The sequence below is a fragment of the Alloalcanivorax marinus genome, from assembly GCF_016906305.1.
GTDB lineage: Bacteria > Pseudomonadota > Gammaproteobacteria > Pseudomonadales > Alcanivoracaceae > Alloalcanivorax > Alloalcanivorax marinus.
Genome location: NZ_JADDOL010000008.1, coordinates 111,455 through 128,773 on the forward strand (window position 1 = coordinate 111,455; position 17,319 = coordinate 128,773).

Annotated in this window: 13 protein-coding genes and 1 tRNA gene; 8 read left to right on the plus strand and 6 right to left on the minus strand. The window is 66.6% G+C overall.

Features of this window, described 5'->3' with window-relative positions; translation table 11 throughout:
* Positions 1 to 83 precede the first annotated feature (83 nt).
* Positions 84 to 998, minus strand: a complete 915-nt coding sequence (locus tag IM760_RS09110; protein ID WP_204428510.1) for a crotonase/enoyl-CoA hydratase family protein — start codon at positions 996 to 998, stop codon at positions 84 to 86.
* Between the two features lie 129 nt (positions 999 to 1,127).
* On the opposite strand from IM760_RS09110, the gene IM760_RS09115 reads away from it, so the two are divergent.
* Together IM760_RS09115 and IM760_RS09120 are read left to right on the plus strand one after the other, a co-directional pair.
* Positions 1,128 to 1,673 (plus strand): TetR/AcrR family transcriptional regulator, encoded by a 546-nt coding sequence (locus IM760_RS09115; RefSeq protein ID WP_204428512.1) that lies wholly within the window; start codon positions 1,128 to 1,130, stop codon positions 1,671 to 1,673.
* A gap of 86 nt (positions 1,674 to 1,759) precedes the next feature.
* The gene (locus tag IM760_RS09120; protein WP_204428514.1) at positions 1,760 to 3,535 is read left to right on the plus strand and encodes an AMP-binding protein; all 1,776 of its coding nucleotides are present in this window, start codon (positions 1,760 to 1,762) and stop codon (positions 3,533 to 3,535) included.
* A 52-nt stretch (positions 3,536 to 3,587) separates the two neighbouring features.
* Here IM760_RS09120 and IM760_RS09125 read toward each other — a convergent pair.
* Positions 3,588 to 3,672, minus strand: a tRNA-Leu gene (locus IM760_RS09125).
* 132 nt (positions 3,673 to 3,804) lie between these two features.
* On the opposite strand from IM760_RS09125, the gene IM760_RS09130 reads away from it, so the two are divergent.
* Both IM760_RS09130 and IM760_RS09135 read left to right on the plus strand, forming a co-directional pair.
* The gene (locus IM760_RS09130) at positions 3,805 to 4,092 is read left to right on the plus strand and encodes a type II toxin-antitoxin system ParD family antitoxin (RefSeq protein ID WP_204428516.1); all 288 of its coding nucleotides are present in this window, start codon (positions 3,805 to 3,807) and stop codon (positions 4,090 to 4,092) included.
* Between the two features lie 2 nt (positions 4,093 to 4,094).
* A complete protein-coding gene (locus IM760_RS09135; RefSeq protein WP_239549722.1) occupies positions 4,095 to 4,457 on the plus strand; it encodes a type II toxin-antitoxin system RelE/ParE family toxin in 363 nt (120 codons plus the stop codon).
* Between the two features lie 58 nt (positions 4,458 to 4,515).
* On the opposite strand, the gene IM760_RS09140 is transcribed toward IM760_RS09135, so the two are convergent.
* Both IM760_RS09140 and IM760_RS09145 read right to left on the minus strand, forming a co-directional pair.
* Positions 4,516 to 5,442: a coiled-coil domain-containing protein gene (locus tag IM760_RS09140; RefSeq protein ID WP_204428520.1), complete on the minus strand. Its 927-nt coding sequence runs from the start codon at positions 5,440 to 5,442 to the stop codon at positions 4,516 to 4,518.
* Between the two features lie 374 nt (positions 5,443 to 5,816).
* On the minus strand, positions 5,817 to 6,401 hold the full coding sequence (locus tag IM760_RS09145; RefSeq protein ID WP_204428522.1) for a superoxide dismutase: 585 nt from the start codon (positions 6,399 to 6,401) through the stop codon (positions 5,817 to 5,819).
* Between the two features lie 266 nt (positions 6,402 to 6,667).
* On the opposite strand from IM760_RS09145, the gene IM760_RS09150 reads away from it, so the two are divergent.
* A complete protein-coding gene (locus IM760_RS09150) occupies positions 6,668 to 7,849 on the plus strand; it encodes an acetyl-CoA C-acyltransferase (protein WP_204428524.1) in 1,182 nt (393 codons plus the stop codon).
* A gap of 102 nt (positions 7,850 to 7,951) precedes the next feature.
* Positions 7,952 to 9,754, plus strand: a complete 1,803-nt coding sequence (locus IM760_RS09155) for a beta-ketoacyl synthase (protein WP_204428526.1) — start codon at positions 7,952 to 7,954, stop codon at positions 9,752 to 9,754.
* 60 nt (positions 9,755 to 9,814) lie between these two features.
* On the opposite strand, the gene IM760_RS09160 is transcribed toward IM760_RS09155, so the two are convergent.
* Positions 9,815 to 12,481, minus strand: coding sequence for a DUF6351 family protein (locus IM760_RS09160; RefSeq protein WP_204428528.1), 2,667 nt, complete (start codon positions 12,479 to 12,481; stop codon positions 9,815 to 9,817).
* Positions 12,482 to 12,723: 242 nt separating this feature from the next.
* Here IM760_RS09160 and IM760_RS09165 point away from each other — a divergent pair, with 242 nt between their 5' ends.
* Together IM760_RS09165 and IM760_RS09170 are read left to right on the plus strand one after the other, a co-directional pair.
* A complete protein-coding gene (locus IM760_RS09165; protein WP_204428530.1) occupies positions 12,724 to 15,270 on the plus strand; it encodes a membrane-bound PQQ-dependent dehydrogenase, glucose/quinate/shikimate family in 2,547 nt (848 codons plus the stop codon).
* A 160-nt stretch (positions 15,271 to 15,430) separates the two neighbouring features.
* Complete coding sequence (locus tag IM760_RS09170) at positions 15,431 to 16,885, plus strand: phospholipase D family protein (RefSeq protein ID WP_239549714.1); 1,455 nt, start codon at positions 15,431 to 15,433, stop codon at positions 16,883 to 16,885.
* On the opposite strand, the gene IM760_RS09175 is transcribed toward IM760_RS09170, so the two are convergent.
* Positions 16,875 to 17,150, minus strand: coding sequence for a hypothetical protein (locus IM760_RS09175; protein ID WP_204428532.1), 276 nt, complete (start codon positions 17,148 to 17,150; stop codon positions 16,875 to 16,877). The genes IM760_RS09170 and IM760_RS09175 overlap by 11 nt on opposite strands.
* Positions 17,151 to 17,319 lie beyond the last annotated feature (169 nt).

Sequence of the window (17,319 nt, forward strand, 5' to 3'; positions counted from 1 at the left end):
TGCCCGGTGCCGGGCGTCTCCCCCAGCGGCTCCTGAGCGTGGCGCCAGGGACGGCCGGCATGGCAGGCGAAAAAAAGGGGGGATCACTCCCCCTCGAGTTCCTTCAAACGCCGCTCCAGTTCAGCGATCCGCTCGCGCGCGTCATCGCCTTCCGGAATATTCCGGCCGCTGTCACGCCACTCCACCGCCGCCTTGAACCCCTCCACCTGGGCGTAACGCCTGAACCACATCCCCTCCGGGTTATGCCGGGTGATGCCGTCGAACACCGTGGCCATCATCTGCGTTTGCTCCAGCCCCATGGTCAGCATGACCTGGTTCACCACCAGCTTGTGCATGCTCAAATGGCTGCACGGCACCGCCGCGATGCGGTCCGCCACTTCACGGGTTTTGGCTTCCAGCTCTTCTTCCGGCACCACATAATTGGCCAGCCCCCACTCGCGGGCCTGCTCTCCGGAAATCAGATCGCCGGTAAACATCATCTGCTTGGCCCGGATCGGGCCCAGCCGGTAGGTCCACATGGCGGTGGTCGGACAGCCCCATACCCGGGTCGGCATGTAGCCGATGCGGGCGTTGCTCGCCATGATCATCAAATCACAGCACAGCGCGATATCGCTGCCGCCGGCGGCGGCGGCACCGTGAATCTTGGCGATGGTGGGTTTTCGGGAACGCCAGAGGCTCATGAAATCCTCGGTATTCCGCTTCATGCGGGCGTAATCCACCATCGGGTCCCAGGGCGTGGATTCCTGCTGGCAAGGGTGCTCTTCCTGCCGCTCGGCATAGTGCGCCAGATCGTAACCACCACAGAAGCCTTTACCAGCGCCCTCCACCACGATCACATGAACCTCGTCATTGTCCTCGGCCCAGCGTACCGCGCGCCGGATATCATCACCGGTCTGGTCGATAATGGCATTCAGCCGGCCCGGCCGGTTAAGCAGCAGTCTGGCGACTCTCGGATTGTTCTCGTCCTGCGCGATCCGAACGGTTGTCAGCTCCAGCATGATTCTCTCCAATAGGCGGGATTCTCGTTTCTTGACAGTCAGTCATGACTGACTGCAAGCTATCATTCAGATTTTGGGAGCGCAATCTCAATGAATAATCCCAGTCACGGAGCCCGTGCGGGTCAGTCCATGAAGGACCGGATCACCGATGCGGCGGTGGAATTGCTGATTAACGAGGGGGTGGCGAAGACCACCACCGTGGCGGTGCAAAAACGTGCCGCGGTCAGCCGCGGGGCGCTGCTGCATCACTTCCCCAGCCGGGCGGCGCTGCTGGCATCAACCATCGAGCGACTGGTGCGTCTCAATGAGCAACAAATCAATGAATCCTTTTCCGGCGACGGGACTATCGAGAACGCGTTGATCGTACTCAGCGACAACATGGCGAAACCGTCGTATCTGGCCGAAATGGAGCTGTGGGCGATTTCACGCAACGATCAGGAACTGCGCGACGCCCTCTACCAGGCGGAGAAAGCCGCCCGCTCCGATCTGGACCGCGTGGTCGGCAGGCTGCTCGATCCCTGGAAGAAGCATGAGGAGTATCAGCTACTCGCCGACCTCTGCGTGGAATTCATCCGGGGCGTGGCGTTCTCGGACATATTGCGTAAACGCCCGGAATACCGGAGCCGGATGATCTCTGAATGGGTCCGGTTGATCGAAGCCGCGATCAGCGACTAGCCGGGCATCTCCGGCGGAGACATTGGCCATTCGCTGGGCCGGCTCGTAATCGACAATGATTTCAGAACAACAAAGGAAACGATGCAATGAGTCAGGCCGTTCCCCATGAAGACGCCCGGGCCGCCGCCCTGCTTGATCAGTCACCGAGCCCGCTGGCGCTGCTGCGCGCCAGCGCCGCCCGGCGGCCGGATCACCCTGCCCTGGTCTACCTGCGCGACGCCAGCGACGCCCGGCCGGTGAGCCTTAGCTACCAGCAACTGCTGCGGGAAGTGGAAACGCTCTGCCGGGCGCTGCGGGCACGCGGGCTGTCCCAGAACGACGGCGTTGCCCTGCTGCTGCCCCTGATTCCACAAGCCGTGTCCAGCCTGATCGCGGCGCTGACCGTGGGCGTCGCCTTCCCGGTCAACCTTCTGCTCTCCCCGGACGCCATGGCCTCCCAGTTCCGGTTGGCGCGAGTAAAGACCGTGATCGTCATGGGCCCCCACCCGGCTCTGGATGTTCACGCCAGAGTCAAAGCGGCCATCGAACAACTGGAAGCGGAGGTGGACCTGGTGGAGGTGCCGGTGGGCGAACCGGGCTCCGGCGTATCCGGCTGGTGCGAGTTGCTTAAGGACGGCGAAGGCGATGACCAGGTCACCGCCAATCCGCACGCCCCCGCGGCCCTGGTGCACACCGGCGGCACCACCGGCGCCCCCAAGCTCGCGGAGCTGACGCAGCGCAATCTGGCCGCCGGTGCCATCATGGCCGCCGGCGGGCTGGGATGGAGGGACACGGACCGTATTCTCTCCGGCCTGCCGCTATTCCATGTGGGCGGCGCCGTGGACATACTCCTTTCCGGCCTCACCGCCGGGACCACCATAATGTTTCCAACCGCTCTGGGGCTGCGCAACCCGGAGGTCATCGCCCGTTTCTGGTCACTGGTCGACGAGACCCGGGCCACCATCGTGGGGGGCGTACCCACGATGCTCTCGGCCATGGCGTCCAGTCCGCGCGGCGAGGCGACGCTGACCACCCTCAGGGGCCTGGTGACGGGCGGCTCCCCTCTGGCCCAGGAATTGAAAAGGAACGTGGAAAAACTCAGCGGACGTCCGGTCTACCAACTCTACGGCCAGACGGAAACCGCCGGCATCACCACCGCGCAGAACACCTCCGGCGGATTCGTGCCCACCACTGGCGGGCGGCCCATTCCAATGATGAGCGTGGCGATTGGCGGCCCCGGGGAAAGCTTCCGCCCTGGCGATCAGGGCGAAGTGTTCGTTTCCGGTCCAAACGTATTTCAGGGCTATCGCACCAACAACGGCCTTCAGGCCGGGCCCCGGGACGGCTGGATCAGTACCGGCGATATCGGAGAGGTCACGGCGGATGGCGAGCTTAGATTGGTCGGCCGCAGCAAGGAAATCATCATTCGTAGCGGTCACAATATCGACCCGCTTTTGATCGAAGAAGTGGCCATGCAACATCCGTTCGTTGCCCAGTCGGCGGCGATCGCCATGCCGGATGCCTATGCGGGAGAATTACCCGTTCTTTATGTGGCGCCCCCGCCCGGCGCAACGGGGGACCACACGGAGATCCTGGAGTTCGTCAACCAGCGTATCGCTGAACCGCCAGCACGCCCGAAGCATGTCTTCGTCATGCCGGAACTGCCGCTCACACCGCTGGGAAAGATTGCCCGCTATCGGCTGCGTCAGGACGCGGCCGAGTATCAGGCGCGCCGCACCCTGACCGGTCCGGGCGTGGAAAGTATCCGGTGCGACGACAATGCCGCCAAACGGATCACCGTCACCTGGACGGCGGAAGCCACGGACAACCAGAAAGCCAGCGCCGCGACCCTGCTCTCGGAAGTGGGCCTGGTCCTTGACTGATATCACGAGGTACGGCCCGGCGTCTGGCTGTGAAAGGCAGGCATAGAAAGGATGGTGCGCCAGGAGGGACTTGAACCCCCACACCTTGCGGCATCAGGACCTAAACCTGACGTGTCTACCAATTCCACCACTGGCGCAGGCGCGCCATTGTAGCAGCCGGCCGAGGGAATACCACTGGTGGGGCCGGCCCGTGCCGGCATGACCCGCCATTGGCAGTTTATGCCAACAGCGTTATCCTTGGAATCGTCATCCACTACGGAGCGCCCACCGTGCCAACGCGCAATGTGGTTCTCAGTGATCATCAACATGAGTTGGTGGAAACACTGGTCCGGTCGGGCCGGTATCAGAATGCCAGCGAGGTATTGAGGGAAGGCCTGCGCATGATCGAACTGCGCGAGCAGCAGGAGGCGGCCAGGCTGCAGCTACTCAAGGACGCCGCCGCCCGAGGGTGGTCCGACATTGAGGCCGGGCGCTATCAGGAGGTCGCCGAAGACCGTCTGGACGACTACCTGGGCCAGTTGGGACAAAGCGCCGCTCGGGAAAGAACCCGCGATTGACCATGCGCTATGTTCTCTCCGCCGCCGCGCAGGACGATATCCGCGACATTCTTGGCTGGACGCATGAGCGGTTTGGAGAAGCGGCCCGTCTGCGTTATCAGGCGCTGCTGGCTACCGCCTTGCGAGACCTTGCCCATCAACCGGCGAGGCCCGGCAGTGTGGAGCGCCCCGAACTGGGCCCTGGCGTCCGCTCCTGGCACCTTCACCTGAGTCGCGAGCGGGCGCGCACCGATACGGGTATGGTGCGGCGCCCCCGCCACTTTGTGATCTACCGTGTCGAGGCGGAGCGCATTCTGGTCGGCCGGGTCCTCCACGACGCCATGGAACTGGCTCGGCATCTGGATGCGGGCGCGCCCTGGAAATAGCCGCTCAGCCCCCTGAAGGGCTGAGCAGGTATGAGCAAGGCTGAGCGAAGCACGGGTTTTACTGCTCGATGCGGTCCAGCCGGTTGTTGACCTGCAGCCGGTACTGATCGAAGGCCTTGATGGCGTCCTCGATGTTGGAGAGGCGCTGGTTGAGCTGGTCGGCGCTGGCCTGGTTGCCCTGCAGTTTGGCCAGGGCCTGTTTCTGGGCCTGGTTCTGCTGTTCCAGCTGTTTGACGGTATCGACCACCACGTCCACCTGGGTTTCCAGCTGGCTGATCTGGGTGCGCCACTGGCCGTTGGCGTCGTTGACCGCCTTCACCGCGCTGTCCACCTTCTTCTGCAGGTCGGCGATCTGGTCGCGGGCCTGCTTGATGCTCTGGTCGTAGCCGTCCACGGTTTTCTTCAGGGCGGCGGTGGCGCTTTCGTTGTCCTTGAGGCTTTTCTGCACGCTGGCCAGGTTCTTCTGGTTTTCCTCGATCCAATCCTTGTTGCGCTTGTTGCTCACGTCCCAGAGCTTGCGGATCTCGGCGCTGTTGGTGTCGATGGCCTTGCTGTGTTCGCTGAGGGTGCCGCGCAGCTTGCCGGAGGACTGGTCCAGGGATTCGTCGGTGGCGGAGAGCCGGGCCTGCAGGTTCTCCAACTGCTCGGAGGACAGGCCCATGCGGCTTTCCATCTGCCCCTGAAGGCTGCTGATCTCGCGGTAAAAGTAAGTGCACGCTACCGCCAGCGCCACGGCCAGCACCAGCGTCAGAATGATCCAGCCGCCGGAGCCACCGCCTTCGTCGCGGCGCGGCGGCGGCGCCCGGCGCGGCGCCGGGCGTTCACCCCGCCCACCGCCGTTGCCGCCCCGGCCTCCGCCATTACCACCGGTACCGCCACCACCGCCGCCGCGGGCCGGACGGTCCTCACCGGCGGGCCGGCGCCGGGGTTCGTCCACGTTCACGTCGTCGATATCACCCAGTTTCACGTCACGCTCTTGGGTCATTGGCGAATTCCTGTGCGAAGTGAGAAAACACGCATGTTACCCGCCCGCCGGGATCGGCGCACGGTGGTGGGGGCTTGGTGCGGTAAAGACAGAGGAAAGTTCCACCCCGCCCGTCGCAACCTTTCCGCTCAAGGAGAAGGAGGGAGAGAACAAAGGGTTGTTGTTAAAAACGGTTACTTATAGCTGGAAGTGCCGGGCGCCTTCCAGCGCCGCTTCCGGCGTCGCCGGGGGTTCGCTCTCAAGGCGCGGGCTCGCAGGCGTAGCAGCGCTACGTCAAGAGACCGCAACGCGGAGAGCGGGCCCCCGGCGGCGCCCCGAAGGGCGGCCGCCAACGGCGGCCGCGGATGCGGCGATGGAAGGTGTTCGGTACTTCTTTACCCGAAGTTCTTGGCCGCGAAGTCCCAGTTGATCAGGTTCCAGATGGAAGACAGGTACTTGGGACGGGCATTGCGGTAGTCGATGTAGTAGGCGTGTTCCCACACGTCCACGGTCATCAGCGGGGTCTGGCCGTTGTCGTGGGCGATCGGGGTGTCCGCGTCGTCGGTGTTGACGATGTCCACGCCGCCATCGGAGGTTTTCACCAGCCAGGTCCAGCCGGAGCCGAAGTTGCCGGCACCCTTGGCTTCGAACTCTTCCTTGAACTTGTCGAAGGAACCGAACTTCTTGTTGATGGCGTCGGCCAGGGCGCCGGTGGGCTCGCCACCGCCGTTCGGGCTCAGGCTGTTCCAGTAGAAGGTGTGGTTCCAGACCTGGGCCGCCTGGTTGAACAGACCGCCCTTGGCGCTCTTGATGATCTCTTCCAGGGATTTCCCTTCGTCATCGGTGCCCTTGATCATGTCGTTGAGCTTGGTGACGTAGGCGTTGTGGTGCTTGCCGTGGTGGTACTCGAGGGTCTCCGCGGAGATGTGCGGTTCGAGAGCGTCTTTCTCATACGGAAGCGGCGGAAGTTCAAAAGCCATGGTCAATTCCCCTGACGGTTGGTCGAATTTAGCATTCGGACTGCGAATTTAGGCAGCATCATAACAAGCAGCTTAACCGCGAACCACTGAGGCCAGGCCCCTGTAAGCGGTACGTTTTACGCGATTTGACCCCTTGTTGAGAATGATTGCTTTTTCCATAAATTCGCGGGTATGTATTCAAAAACCCACATGGGGACCCGACCGGGTATCTCAAGTAGAATGGCCGCGTTTTTTCATCATCTATTTTGTGATCGCGGAGAAATGACATGGCCAACGAATCCGTCGTTATCGTCAACGGGGCGCGCACCGCCATGGGCGGCTTCCAGGGTGCGCTGGCGCCGATGAGCGCGCCGCAGCTGGGCGCCGCCAGCATCCGCGAGGCGGTGGCCCGGGCCGGCCTGCAAGCCGCCGATATCGAGGACGTGGTGATGGGCTGCGTGCTGCCCGCCGGCCTGAAGCAAGGCCCGGCCCGCCAGGCCATGCGTCTGGCCGGTCTGCCCGACGGCACCGGCGCCACCACCATCAACAAGCTGTGCGGCTCCGGCATGCGCGCCACCATGTTTTGTCATGACATGATCAAGGCAGGCAGCCACGACATCGTGGTCAGCGGCGGCATGGAGTCCATGAGCAACGCGCCCTACGTGCTGGACAAAGCCCGCGCCGGTTACCGCATGGGCCACGGGCAGGTGTTCGATCATATGTTCCTGGACGGTCTGGAGGACGCGGAAACCGGCCGTCTGATGGGCGCCTTCGCCCAGGACGTGGCGGACCAGCGCGGCATCAGCCGCGAGCAGATGGACGCCTTCGCCATTGAATCCCTGAAGCGTGCCCAGGCGGCCATCGCCAACGGCTGGTTCGCCGACGAGATCGTGCCGGTGACGGTGCAAACGCGCAAAGGTGAAACCGTGGTCGACACCGATGAACAGCCGGGCAACGCCAACATCGACAAAATTCCCGGGCTGAAGCCGGCCTTCAAGAAGGACGGCACGGTCACCGCCGCCAACGCCAGTTCCATCTCCGACGGCGCCTCGGCGCTGGTGCTGGCTCGCGAAAGCGTGGCCGAACAGCGCGGCCTGAAACCGCTGGCGCGGATGCTCGGCCATGCCACCAACAGCCGTCACCCCAGCGAGTTCACCGTGGCCCCCATCGGCGCCACCGAAAAACTGCTGAAAAAAGTGGGCTGGAGCGTGGACGACGTGGATCTGTTCGAGATCAACGAGGCCTTCGCCATGGTGGCGATGATGCCGATGCTCGATCTGGGCATTCCCCATGACAAGCTCAATATCCACGGCGGCGCCTGCGCCCTGGGGCACCCCATCGGCTCCACCGGATCGCGCATTATCCTGACCCTGATCCACGCCTTGAAGCGCACCGGCGGCCGGCGCGGCGTGGCCAGCCTGTGCATCGGTGGCGGCGAAGCCACGGCGGTGGCGGTGGAGCTGATCTGAGGGCGCGGTAATATCCGGTTGCAACATCAACCCCTCTGACCAATACGCAAACGTCCCGCGGACGCCTAGAATCGACCGCTCAGTCACATTCTGGGGAGTTCTATGTCCGCCCTGCCCGTCATTACCGCCATGGGTGGCATCAATGCCGCCGGCCGCACGTCCCTGCATCATGGCTTTCGCCGTTTGGTGTTCGATGCCCTGGAACCGGCCCGGCAGGACAGCACCCTGGGGGCCCTGGCGGCGCTGACCGGCACCACCGGGCGGGACGCGCTGCTCAACGGCACCCTGATCCGCGGCCTGCCGGCGGACCGCCGCCTGAATCTGGCGGTGAACGGCCACAGCGACGGGCCGGTGACCCTGGAAATGCGCAACCTGGATCTGCCCGAGCCGCTGCCGGAAGGCTGGCGGGTGGAGGCCATCAACCGCCAGCGCAGCCGGGTGACCGTGCCCGCCGGCGCCGGCCTGCGCGTGCCCACGCCCATCGCCCGCCGGGTCAGCGCCGCCGGCCAGTTGCCGGACGGCTTCGACCCGGGCGCCCTGTACGCGTCGCGCAACCACCCCCGGGCCCTGCAGATGGCGATCTATGGCGTCAGCGATGCCTTCGGCATGCTCGGTATTCCCTGGGAACAACTGCGCGGCCGGCTGGCCCCGGATCAGGTGGCGGTGTTCGCCTCCAACGCCATGGCGCAGCTGGACGACGCCGGGCTCGGCGGCATGATGCGCGCCCCGGCCCTGGGCCAGCGCACCACGTCCAAACAATGCCCGCTGGGGCTCGGCGAAATGACCGCCGACTTCATCAATGCCTATGTGCTGCGCAGCGCCGGCGGCACCGGCGGCCTGCTGGGCGCCTGCGCCACCTTCCTCTATAACCTGGAGCGCGCGGTGCACGCCATTCGCGCCGGGCGCGCCCGGCTGGTGGTGGTCGGGACCAGCGAAGCGCCGCTGGTCCCGGAGGTGATGGAAGGTTATCGCGCCATGGGCGCGCTGGCCGAGGACGAGGCCCTGGCGGCGCTGGACGGCGCCGACCGGCCGGATCTGCGCCGCGCCTGCCGGCCGTTCGGCGACAACTGCGGCTTCACCATGGCGGAGTCCGCCCAGTTCGCGGTGCTGATGGACGATGAACTGGCCCTGGAACTGGGCGCGGATATTCTCGGCGCCGTGCCGGACGTGTTCGTGCACGCCGACGGCGCCAAGAAGTCGATCTCCTCACCGGGCATCGGCAACTACCTGACCCTCGCGCGCAGCGCCCATCTGGTACGCCAGCTGATCGGCGAGGACGCCCTGCGCCACGACACCCTGGTGCACGCCCACGGCACCGGCACGCCGCAAAACCGGGTCACCGAATCCCACGTGATCAACCAGGTGGCGGAAGCCTTCGGCATCCGCGACTGGCCGGTGGCGGCGATCAAGGCCTATGTGGGCCACTCCCTGGGCAGCGCCGGCGGCGACCAGCTGGCGGCCACCCTGGGCACCTTCAGCGACGGCCTGCTGCCGGGCATCGCCACCGTGGACCGCTTCGCCGACGACCTGTACGCGGACCGCCTTTCCCTGGCCCGCGAACACCGCCAACTGCGGCCCTCGGCGGCGCTGCTCAACTCCAAGGGGTTCGGCGGCAACAACGCCACCGCCGTGGTGCTGTCGCCGGAGCGCACCACCGACCTGCTGGCCCGCCGCCACGGCGACCGGACCCTGGACGCCTGGCGCGACCGCAGCGCCGCCACCCGCCAGGCGGCGGCGGACTACGACCGCCGCGCCCTGGCCGGCCAGGTGGTGCCGGAGTATCACTTCAACGATGGCGTACTGAACGGCGACGATCTGACCGTCACCGACAAGGCCATTCGTCTGCCGGGCTGGGAGCAGCCGCTGACGTTCCAGGACGACCACGGCTTCGACGAGTACCGCTGATCGCGACTGAAGTCGCTCCTACACAGCGTGCCGTAGGAGCGGCTTCAGCCGCGCCAGGCTTTACATTCCTACCTGAAACGCCGGGGCGGCCCAGCCGCCTCGGGAGTCCCCGGCGCCGGCGTCGTCCATGGGTTCGCCACCGCTGATCACCCGGTCGGCGTCGCCGTAGCGCAGCCAGGTCAGGGTCGGCACCCGGCCCACCGGCGGCTGATCGTAATCGCAAACCCCGTCCGGGAAGACCTCGGCGACCCGCGCCGCGAACGCCTCGGAGCTGAGCACGCCGGTCAGGGGGTTCACCGGGTAATCCGCCGGGTCCACCGGCCGCAGGGCACACTTGTTGGTCAGGGTGGTGACGTCGTCACCGGCCACCGTGCGCGGCGTGCCGAAGCGGGTCTGCACCAGCAGTTGCTGCAGGTCCACCACCGGATCGGTGAGCGCCAGCAGCGGGTCCGCCAGCCCCAGCAGCGGGTTGAGAATCGGGCCCAGCAGGCCGTCCAGGCCCAGGGACCCGCCCACCGTGTCCACCAGCCCGTCCACGTCCAGTCCGCACAGCTGGCCGGTGACCGCGTCCACCACCACGCCCAGTTCCGAGGGCGGCGGCAGCAGGCCCGGGTCCAGGCCGGGGAGAATCGGATCCGGGTACAGCAGGTTGCCGGTGAACGGCACGATGGGCCCGTCCGCGCCCAGCAGCGACGACACCGACAGGCAGCGGTCGCGGGCCTGGATCGGTTTGTGCGCCACCACCTTGTCGGCCAGCGGGGCCTCGCCGTCGTCCGCTTCGATGTCGGTCAGCCAGCGGTCCATGACCAGCAGCGCCTCGGTGGTGTAGACGGTGTCGCCGGCCAGCGGCACGGCGCCGTACCAGATCACCTGGTTGTCGGCGTGGCCCCGGGCCGCCTCCAGCCGGGCGCGCATCTGCCAGGAATGGTAGGCGTCGTGGGCCAGGCCCGGGTCCGGCCCGCGCAGGTCGATGATCGGCACATCGCCCAGGTGCTCGGCGGTGTTGATGGCGCCGGTGCGGTAGGCGTTTTCCAGGGTTTTCGGGTCGGCCACGGTGCGCGCCGGCTGCGGGTCGATGTCCACGTCCAGGCCACCGATGTCCCGGTTCAGATTGATGAACTGGTCGCCGCTGATCAGCCCCTGCTGCAAGGCGCGCAGCCCGTACTGCACGCCGGTATTGTCCAGCGGAATACCGGTGAAGCCCCGAGACAAGAGCGATTCGTTGGGGCTCCACACTTCCGGCGGGCGGGTGCCGAACTGGTTCTTCATGTAATCCAGCAGGCCGCAGCGCAGGCCGTCCGGGGCGCTCTCCTTGTCGTAAACGGTGATGCCCTCCTCCAGCCCCGGGCAGTCGCTCTGGTCCGGGTAGGCGGACGGGAAGAACGCCAGATCGGACACCACCGGATTGAGCGGCAAGTGCCCGTAGAACGCGGACCACTGGGCCACCGGGATCACCCCGGAGCCGAGCAGCCGGCTGACCACCGAGACGAAGTCCTCGGGCCCTTCCGGAATCTGGTTGCCGAAATAGCGGCTGAGCAGGTTGTAGTCGGCGAACTGGGTGGCGGTGGTCCACACGTCCGGGTAGGAACACTGCACGATCAGCCCCTGGTAGATGCCCGGGTAGGCGTTGGCGATGTGCTGCTGGGCGATGGCGCCGCCGGAACAGCCGGTGCCGATGGTGTAGCGCAGTTCCCCGTACTGCTCGACGATGCGCTCCTTGGCCATCATCAGGGATTCGGCGGCGGTGACCAGATTGACGTTGTGCCCGAGATTGGCCTGGGCGGTGGACAGGGTCATGAAGCCGCGTCCCAGGGCCACGCTGATGCTGTCGCCGAGCAGCAGCTCGGCGCCGTCCGGAGCGGTGCCGGCGATGTCGCCATTGGGCGGATCGCCCATGGCGAAACTCACGCCCACGTTGCCGCCGTGGTGAATCAGCAGCTTGCCGTTCCACTGATCCTGGGGCGCGGTGGCGGTCCACGGCTCACCGGGCCGGTAAAGGGTCATGATCTGGTAGCGGTCGCGGTTCTGCACGCCGGTTTCCACGCGCACGATGAACGGCACTTGCACGCCGTCGTCGGTGGTCACCGTGGCGATGTCGCCGGCCGGCGGCGGCTGATCCGGATCGTACTCCAGGAAGCTGGCGGGCAGACCCGGGTTCATCGGGTCGAAGCCGGTGATCAGCGCTTGCAGACGGTCGGCGGGCACGTACTTGAAGCGGTATTCCGCCGGCTGATTGCACTGCGCGTCCACCGCCGCCTCATTGGTACAGCGCCAGGGTTGAATCTGCGGGCCGGAAAACACCGGGCCGCCGTTGGGGTGATTGATCACGGTGCGGTCGAGCACGGTGTCGTCGGCCAGCACCACCCGCAGCCGGTTCTCGCCCAGGGCGAGACCACTGACCAGCCCCTTGAGGGCGCCCTCCCCGTCCGCCACCAGATCCGCCCGGGCGGGCTCGCCGTCCACCAGCAGGCGCGCGCCGCGCAGATTGGCCGGATCGTCCGCTTCCACGCGGATCAAGGCGTCGCCACCGCTGATCAGGTCGGCGCGGTTGGACAGCACCTGCACGCGGCCTTCGCCGGCGGTGGGCTGGGGTTCGGGCTCGGAGGGATTGGGAGTGCCGCCGCCACCACCGCCGCCACCACCACCACTGGAAGAACCGCCACCGCCACCACAGGCGGTCAGCGCCAACAAGGCCGCCAGCAGGGCGGCCGTGGTCATTGTTTTCATTGTTATGGCTCCTGATTTCGGGCCGATGGCCCGGCAGGCTTCCAGTGTCGATGGCGGCGCATACGAACACTATTGCGCAATCGTTGTTGCCCCGTTACCCCCGTTACCGTTCTGTTACCGGCAAATTTAAAAAGGGGTAAAAAACCGGGAACCCCACAAAAGCGTATAAGGTGTTGACTCTCTTTCCTGGTTACAGTGGCTCGCAAAGGATGCCCGCAACCAAGCACGGAAGGAGAACCCCGATGGCTGAAACCCCTCGCAAACGGGACTTGCCCCTGATTCTGATCGGCCTGTTGGTCGCCCTGTTCGGCCTGGCCTACCTGGCCGGAGGCGCCTGGCTGGCGTCGCTGGGCGGCAGCTGGTACTACCTGATCGCCGGCCTCGGCCTGGTGTTGTCCGGCGCGCTGCTGGTCGCCGCCCGGCGCGCCGGCGTGGCCCTCTACGCGCTGGTCTTTCTGGGCACGGTGCTGTGGACCCTGTGGGAGGCCGGCACCAACATCTGGGGCTGGATTCCGCGCATGGACGTGATCATCGGCCTGGCGGTGCTGGTCGCCCTGGTGGCGCCACGGGTGCGGGACGGCTTCGCCCGGGGCGCCAGCTATGGCGTGGCCGGGCTGCTGGTGGTGGCGGTGCTGATCGGCTTCGGCCTGATCTTTGTGCCCTTCGGCAGCACCCACCCGAACCCGGTACCGGGCCCGGACAGCGCCGCCCTGGGCACCAACGTGGGCCAGGCGCAGACCGCCGACAACCCGGCCCGGGGCGACTGGCCGGCCTACGGCGGTGGCCACAGCGCCCAACGCTATTCCGCCCTGGACCAGATCAACCGCGACAACGTGGCGCGGCTGGAGCGGGCCTGGACCTATCGCACCGGCGACCTGCTCGAGGAGCGCTGGGGCGCCGAGACCACGCCCCTGAAGGTGGGCGACGACGTGTTCCTTTGTACGTCACGGAATATCGTGATTTCCCTGGACGCCGCCAGCGGCGCCGAGAACTGGCGCTACGACCCTCAGGTGTCCCGCAAGGCCGTGCCCTATACCGCCGCCTGCCGGGGCGTGACCTACTACGAGGTGCCGGCCGGCGCCCGCGAGCGCGGCGAAGAGAAGGCCAGCCGGGCCACCAGCGACAACGACGAAGCCGGCGACGAGCCGGTGCCGGGCGACACCGGGCCGGCCCCCACCGAAGTGGCGGCCCCGGTGACCAACGGCGACGACACGGAAATCGCCGCCGCCGACGGCTGCCGCGCGCGCATCTTCTCCGGCACCCTGGACGGCCGCATCCTGGCGCTGGACGCGGACACCGGCGAACCCTGCGCCGGCTTTGGCGACCACGGCGAAGTGGACATCAAGAAAAACATGGGCGAAACCCCGCCGGGTTATGTGTCCATCAACTCGGCGCCGGTGATCGTGCGCGACACCGTGGTCACCGGCCATCAGGTGCTGGACGGCCAGCGCCGGGACGCGCCCTCCGGGGTGATCAAGGCGTTCGACGCGGTTACCGGCGAACTGAAGTGGGCCTGGGACCCGGGCCGCCCGGAGCAAAGCGAGCCACTCACCGGCGACGCCATCTATACCCGCGGTTCGCCGAATATGTGGACCACGGCGGTGGGCGACAACCAGCTGGGCCTGGTCTATCTGCCCATGGGCAATTCCGCCGCCGATTACTGGAGCACGCCGCGCAGCGAAGCGGAGAACGAATGGGCCACCTCCCTGGTGGCCATCGATGTGACCACCGGCAAGCCGGCCTGGCACTTTCAGACCACGCACAAGGACGTGTGGGATTACGACCTGGGTTCCCAGCCCACCCTGCTGGATTTCCCCACCGATGACGGCCCGGTGCCCGCTATTCTGCTGCCCACCAAGCAGGGCGATGTCTATGTGTTCAACCGCCGCACCGGCGAGCCTTTGGTGGGCATCGAAGAACGCCCGGTGCCCCAGGGCGGCGCCGAGCCGGAACAGCGCAGCCCCACGCAACCCTACTCGCTGTACCACACGCTGCAGCAACCGCGCCTGACCGCCCACGATATGTGGGGCATGACGCCCTTCGACCAGATGTACTGCCGCATTCAATACCGCCGGGCGGACTACCGGGGCATGTACACGCCGCCCAACGCCGACCAGCCCTGGATCGAATTCACCGGCTACAACGGCGGCTCCGACTGGGGCAGCGTGGCCCTGGACCCAAGCCGGGGCGTAATGATCGCCAACTACAACATCACTCCCAACTACAACCGGCTGGTGCCCCGGGAGAAAGCCGATCAATACGGCTGGGTACCCCGCGAGGAAATGGAAGGCCGCGACCACGGCGGCGCCGAGGGCCAGGGCGACCCGCAGGCGGGCACCCCCTACGCCATCGACGTGAACGCCGGCTGGCGCGTCAAATGGACCGGCCTGCTTTGCAAGCAGCCGCCTTATGGCGGCATCCGCGCGGTGGACGTGAAAACCGGCGACACCCTGTGGGACCGGCCCTTCGGTACCGCCCGCGCCAACGGCCCCTGGGGCATTCGCAGCGGCCTGCCGTTCACCATCGGCACCCCCAATAACGGCGGCGCCGTGGTCACCGCCGGCGGCCTGATCTTTATCGCCGCCGCCACCGACGGCCTGATCCGCGCCATCGACATCGACACCGGCGAAACGGTCTGGCAGGACGTGCTGCCCGCCGGTGGCCAGGCCAACCCGCTGGTCTACGAGGCGGACGGCCGTCAGTATTTGATGATCGTCGCCACCGGGCACCATTTCATGGAAACGCCCAGCGGGGATTACGTCATTACCTACGCGTTGCCCGAGAAATAGTTGAAAGTGACAAGTTAAAAGTTGAAAGGTCGTGGCCGGCAACGGTGGGTGCCGGCCCGGCCCGCGTTTCAACTTTCGACTTTCAACTCGCCCGACTCCACGCCCTGACTTTGCATCCTGTATCCTGAACACTCGATCCCGTTGCCGACCGCCGATATCCATGCCCAAACGTCAGTCCCGCCCCCTGCGTCTTATGTGCCTGCTTCTGCTCTCCGCCTGGTTGCTCACCGCCCTTTACCATCGCTATAAACCGCTGCCGGAGGACGTGGGCCGGGCCTGGCCGGCGCGGGCGGCGGAGGACGTGGCGTTGCTGGCCGACGACACCTGGGTGAACGAAGGCGCCGGCGACGATCCGGAGCGCCATCACCAGCAGGCGATCTTCGACGAATTCTTCCGGCTGATCGGTCAGGCGGACCGGCTGATCGTGGTGGACATGTTCCTCTACAACGACATGGCCGGCGCCACCACCGGCAACCTGAGGCCACTGAGCGAACAGCTCACCGAGGCCCTGGTGACGCGCAAGCGGCAGCGTCCCCACGTGCGCGCGGTGCTGATCACCGATCCGTTCAACACCCTCTATGGCGGCGTGGAGGCGCCGCAACTGCAGCGGCTGCGCGACGCCGGCGTGGAAGTGGTGTTCACCGATCTGACCCGGCTGCGCGATTCCAATCCGGTGTGGTCCGGATTATGGCGGCTGTGCTGCCAGTGGTTCGGCAACGACACCGACGGCGGTTGGCTGCCCAATCCCACCGGCGACGGCAAGGTCACCCTGCGCACCTATCTGTCGTTGATCAACTTCAAGGCCAACCACCGCAAAACCCTGGTGGTGGACGAAGGCGACCGCTGGACCGGCCTGGTCACCTCCGCCAACGCCCACGACGCCAGCAGCGCCCACTCCAACATCGCGCTGCGCTTCAGCGGCGCGGCGGCGCTGGACCTGCTGCAATCGGAGCTGGCGGTGGCGGCCTTTTCCGGCGCCCGGCTGGGGGACAACTGGCCCACCCCGCCGGCGGCCGGCGCGGCGGACAGCGCCGAGGCGACCCTGCGGGTGCTGACCGAAGGCGCCATCCGCGACGCCCTGCTGGCGGCGGTGGACGAGGCGGAAAAAGGCGACCGGCTGGACGTGGGGGTGTTCTATCTGTCCCATCGGCCGCTGGTGGACGCCCTGGCCCGGGCCCGGCAACGGGGGGTGACGGTGCGGCTGCTGCTGGACCCGAACAAGGACGCCTTCGGCCGCGAAAAAAACGGCGTGCCCAATCGCCAGGTGGCGTCGGAATTGCACGCCGAAGGCGTGGCGGTGCGCTGGTGCGCCACCCACGGCGAGCAATGCCACACCAAGATGCTGCTGCGCGACGGCCGGCGGCCGCTGCTGATCGCCGGCTCCGCCAACTACACCCGGCGTAACCTGGACAATCTCAATCTGGAAACCAGCGTGGCGCTGCGCGCCGCCGCCGACCACCCGGCTCTGGCCGCCGCCCGCGCCCTGTTCGAACGGCGCTGGAGCAATACGGACGGCCGCCTGTTCAGCCTGCCCTACGCGGCCTATCAGGACGATTCGGCGTGGCGCAAGGCCCTGTACCGGGTGATGGAGTTCACCGGCTGGTCTACGTTCTGAACCCAAGCCGGGCGGCCACCGCGCCGTTGATCAGCCAGGCCAGGGCCACCAGGGCCCAGGCCACCGGCCAGCGCTGCGCCTCCGGCAGCAGGTCGCCGGCGGGCACCGCCAGCAGGAACAGGGGCGTCTCCAGGGCCGCCAGCAGCAGCGGCGCGATCACCGCGGCATTCCGGTGCAGCGTGACGGACCCCGCCGCCAGCAGCGCCCGCGCGCCGCTCAATGCCAGCCAGATCATGATCACACCGCCCGCCAGTACCGCCGCCATGGTTGTGTCCTCGCCGTGAAAGGCGCCCATGATGGGGCGCGGGCCCGCGTCCGGCAAGTCCGTGCCCGGCGCCGCCGGAAAACGGAACGAGTGTAAACTTCTTAAAAGAACGCTAAATGTGGCAGCTCATGGCTTCGAAAAACGGCGAACCCGCGCATACTGGGGACTC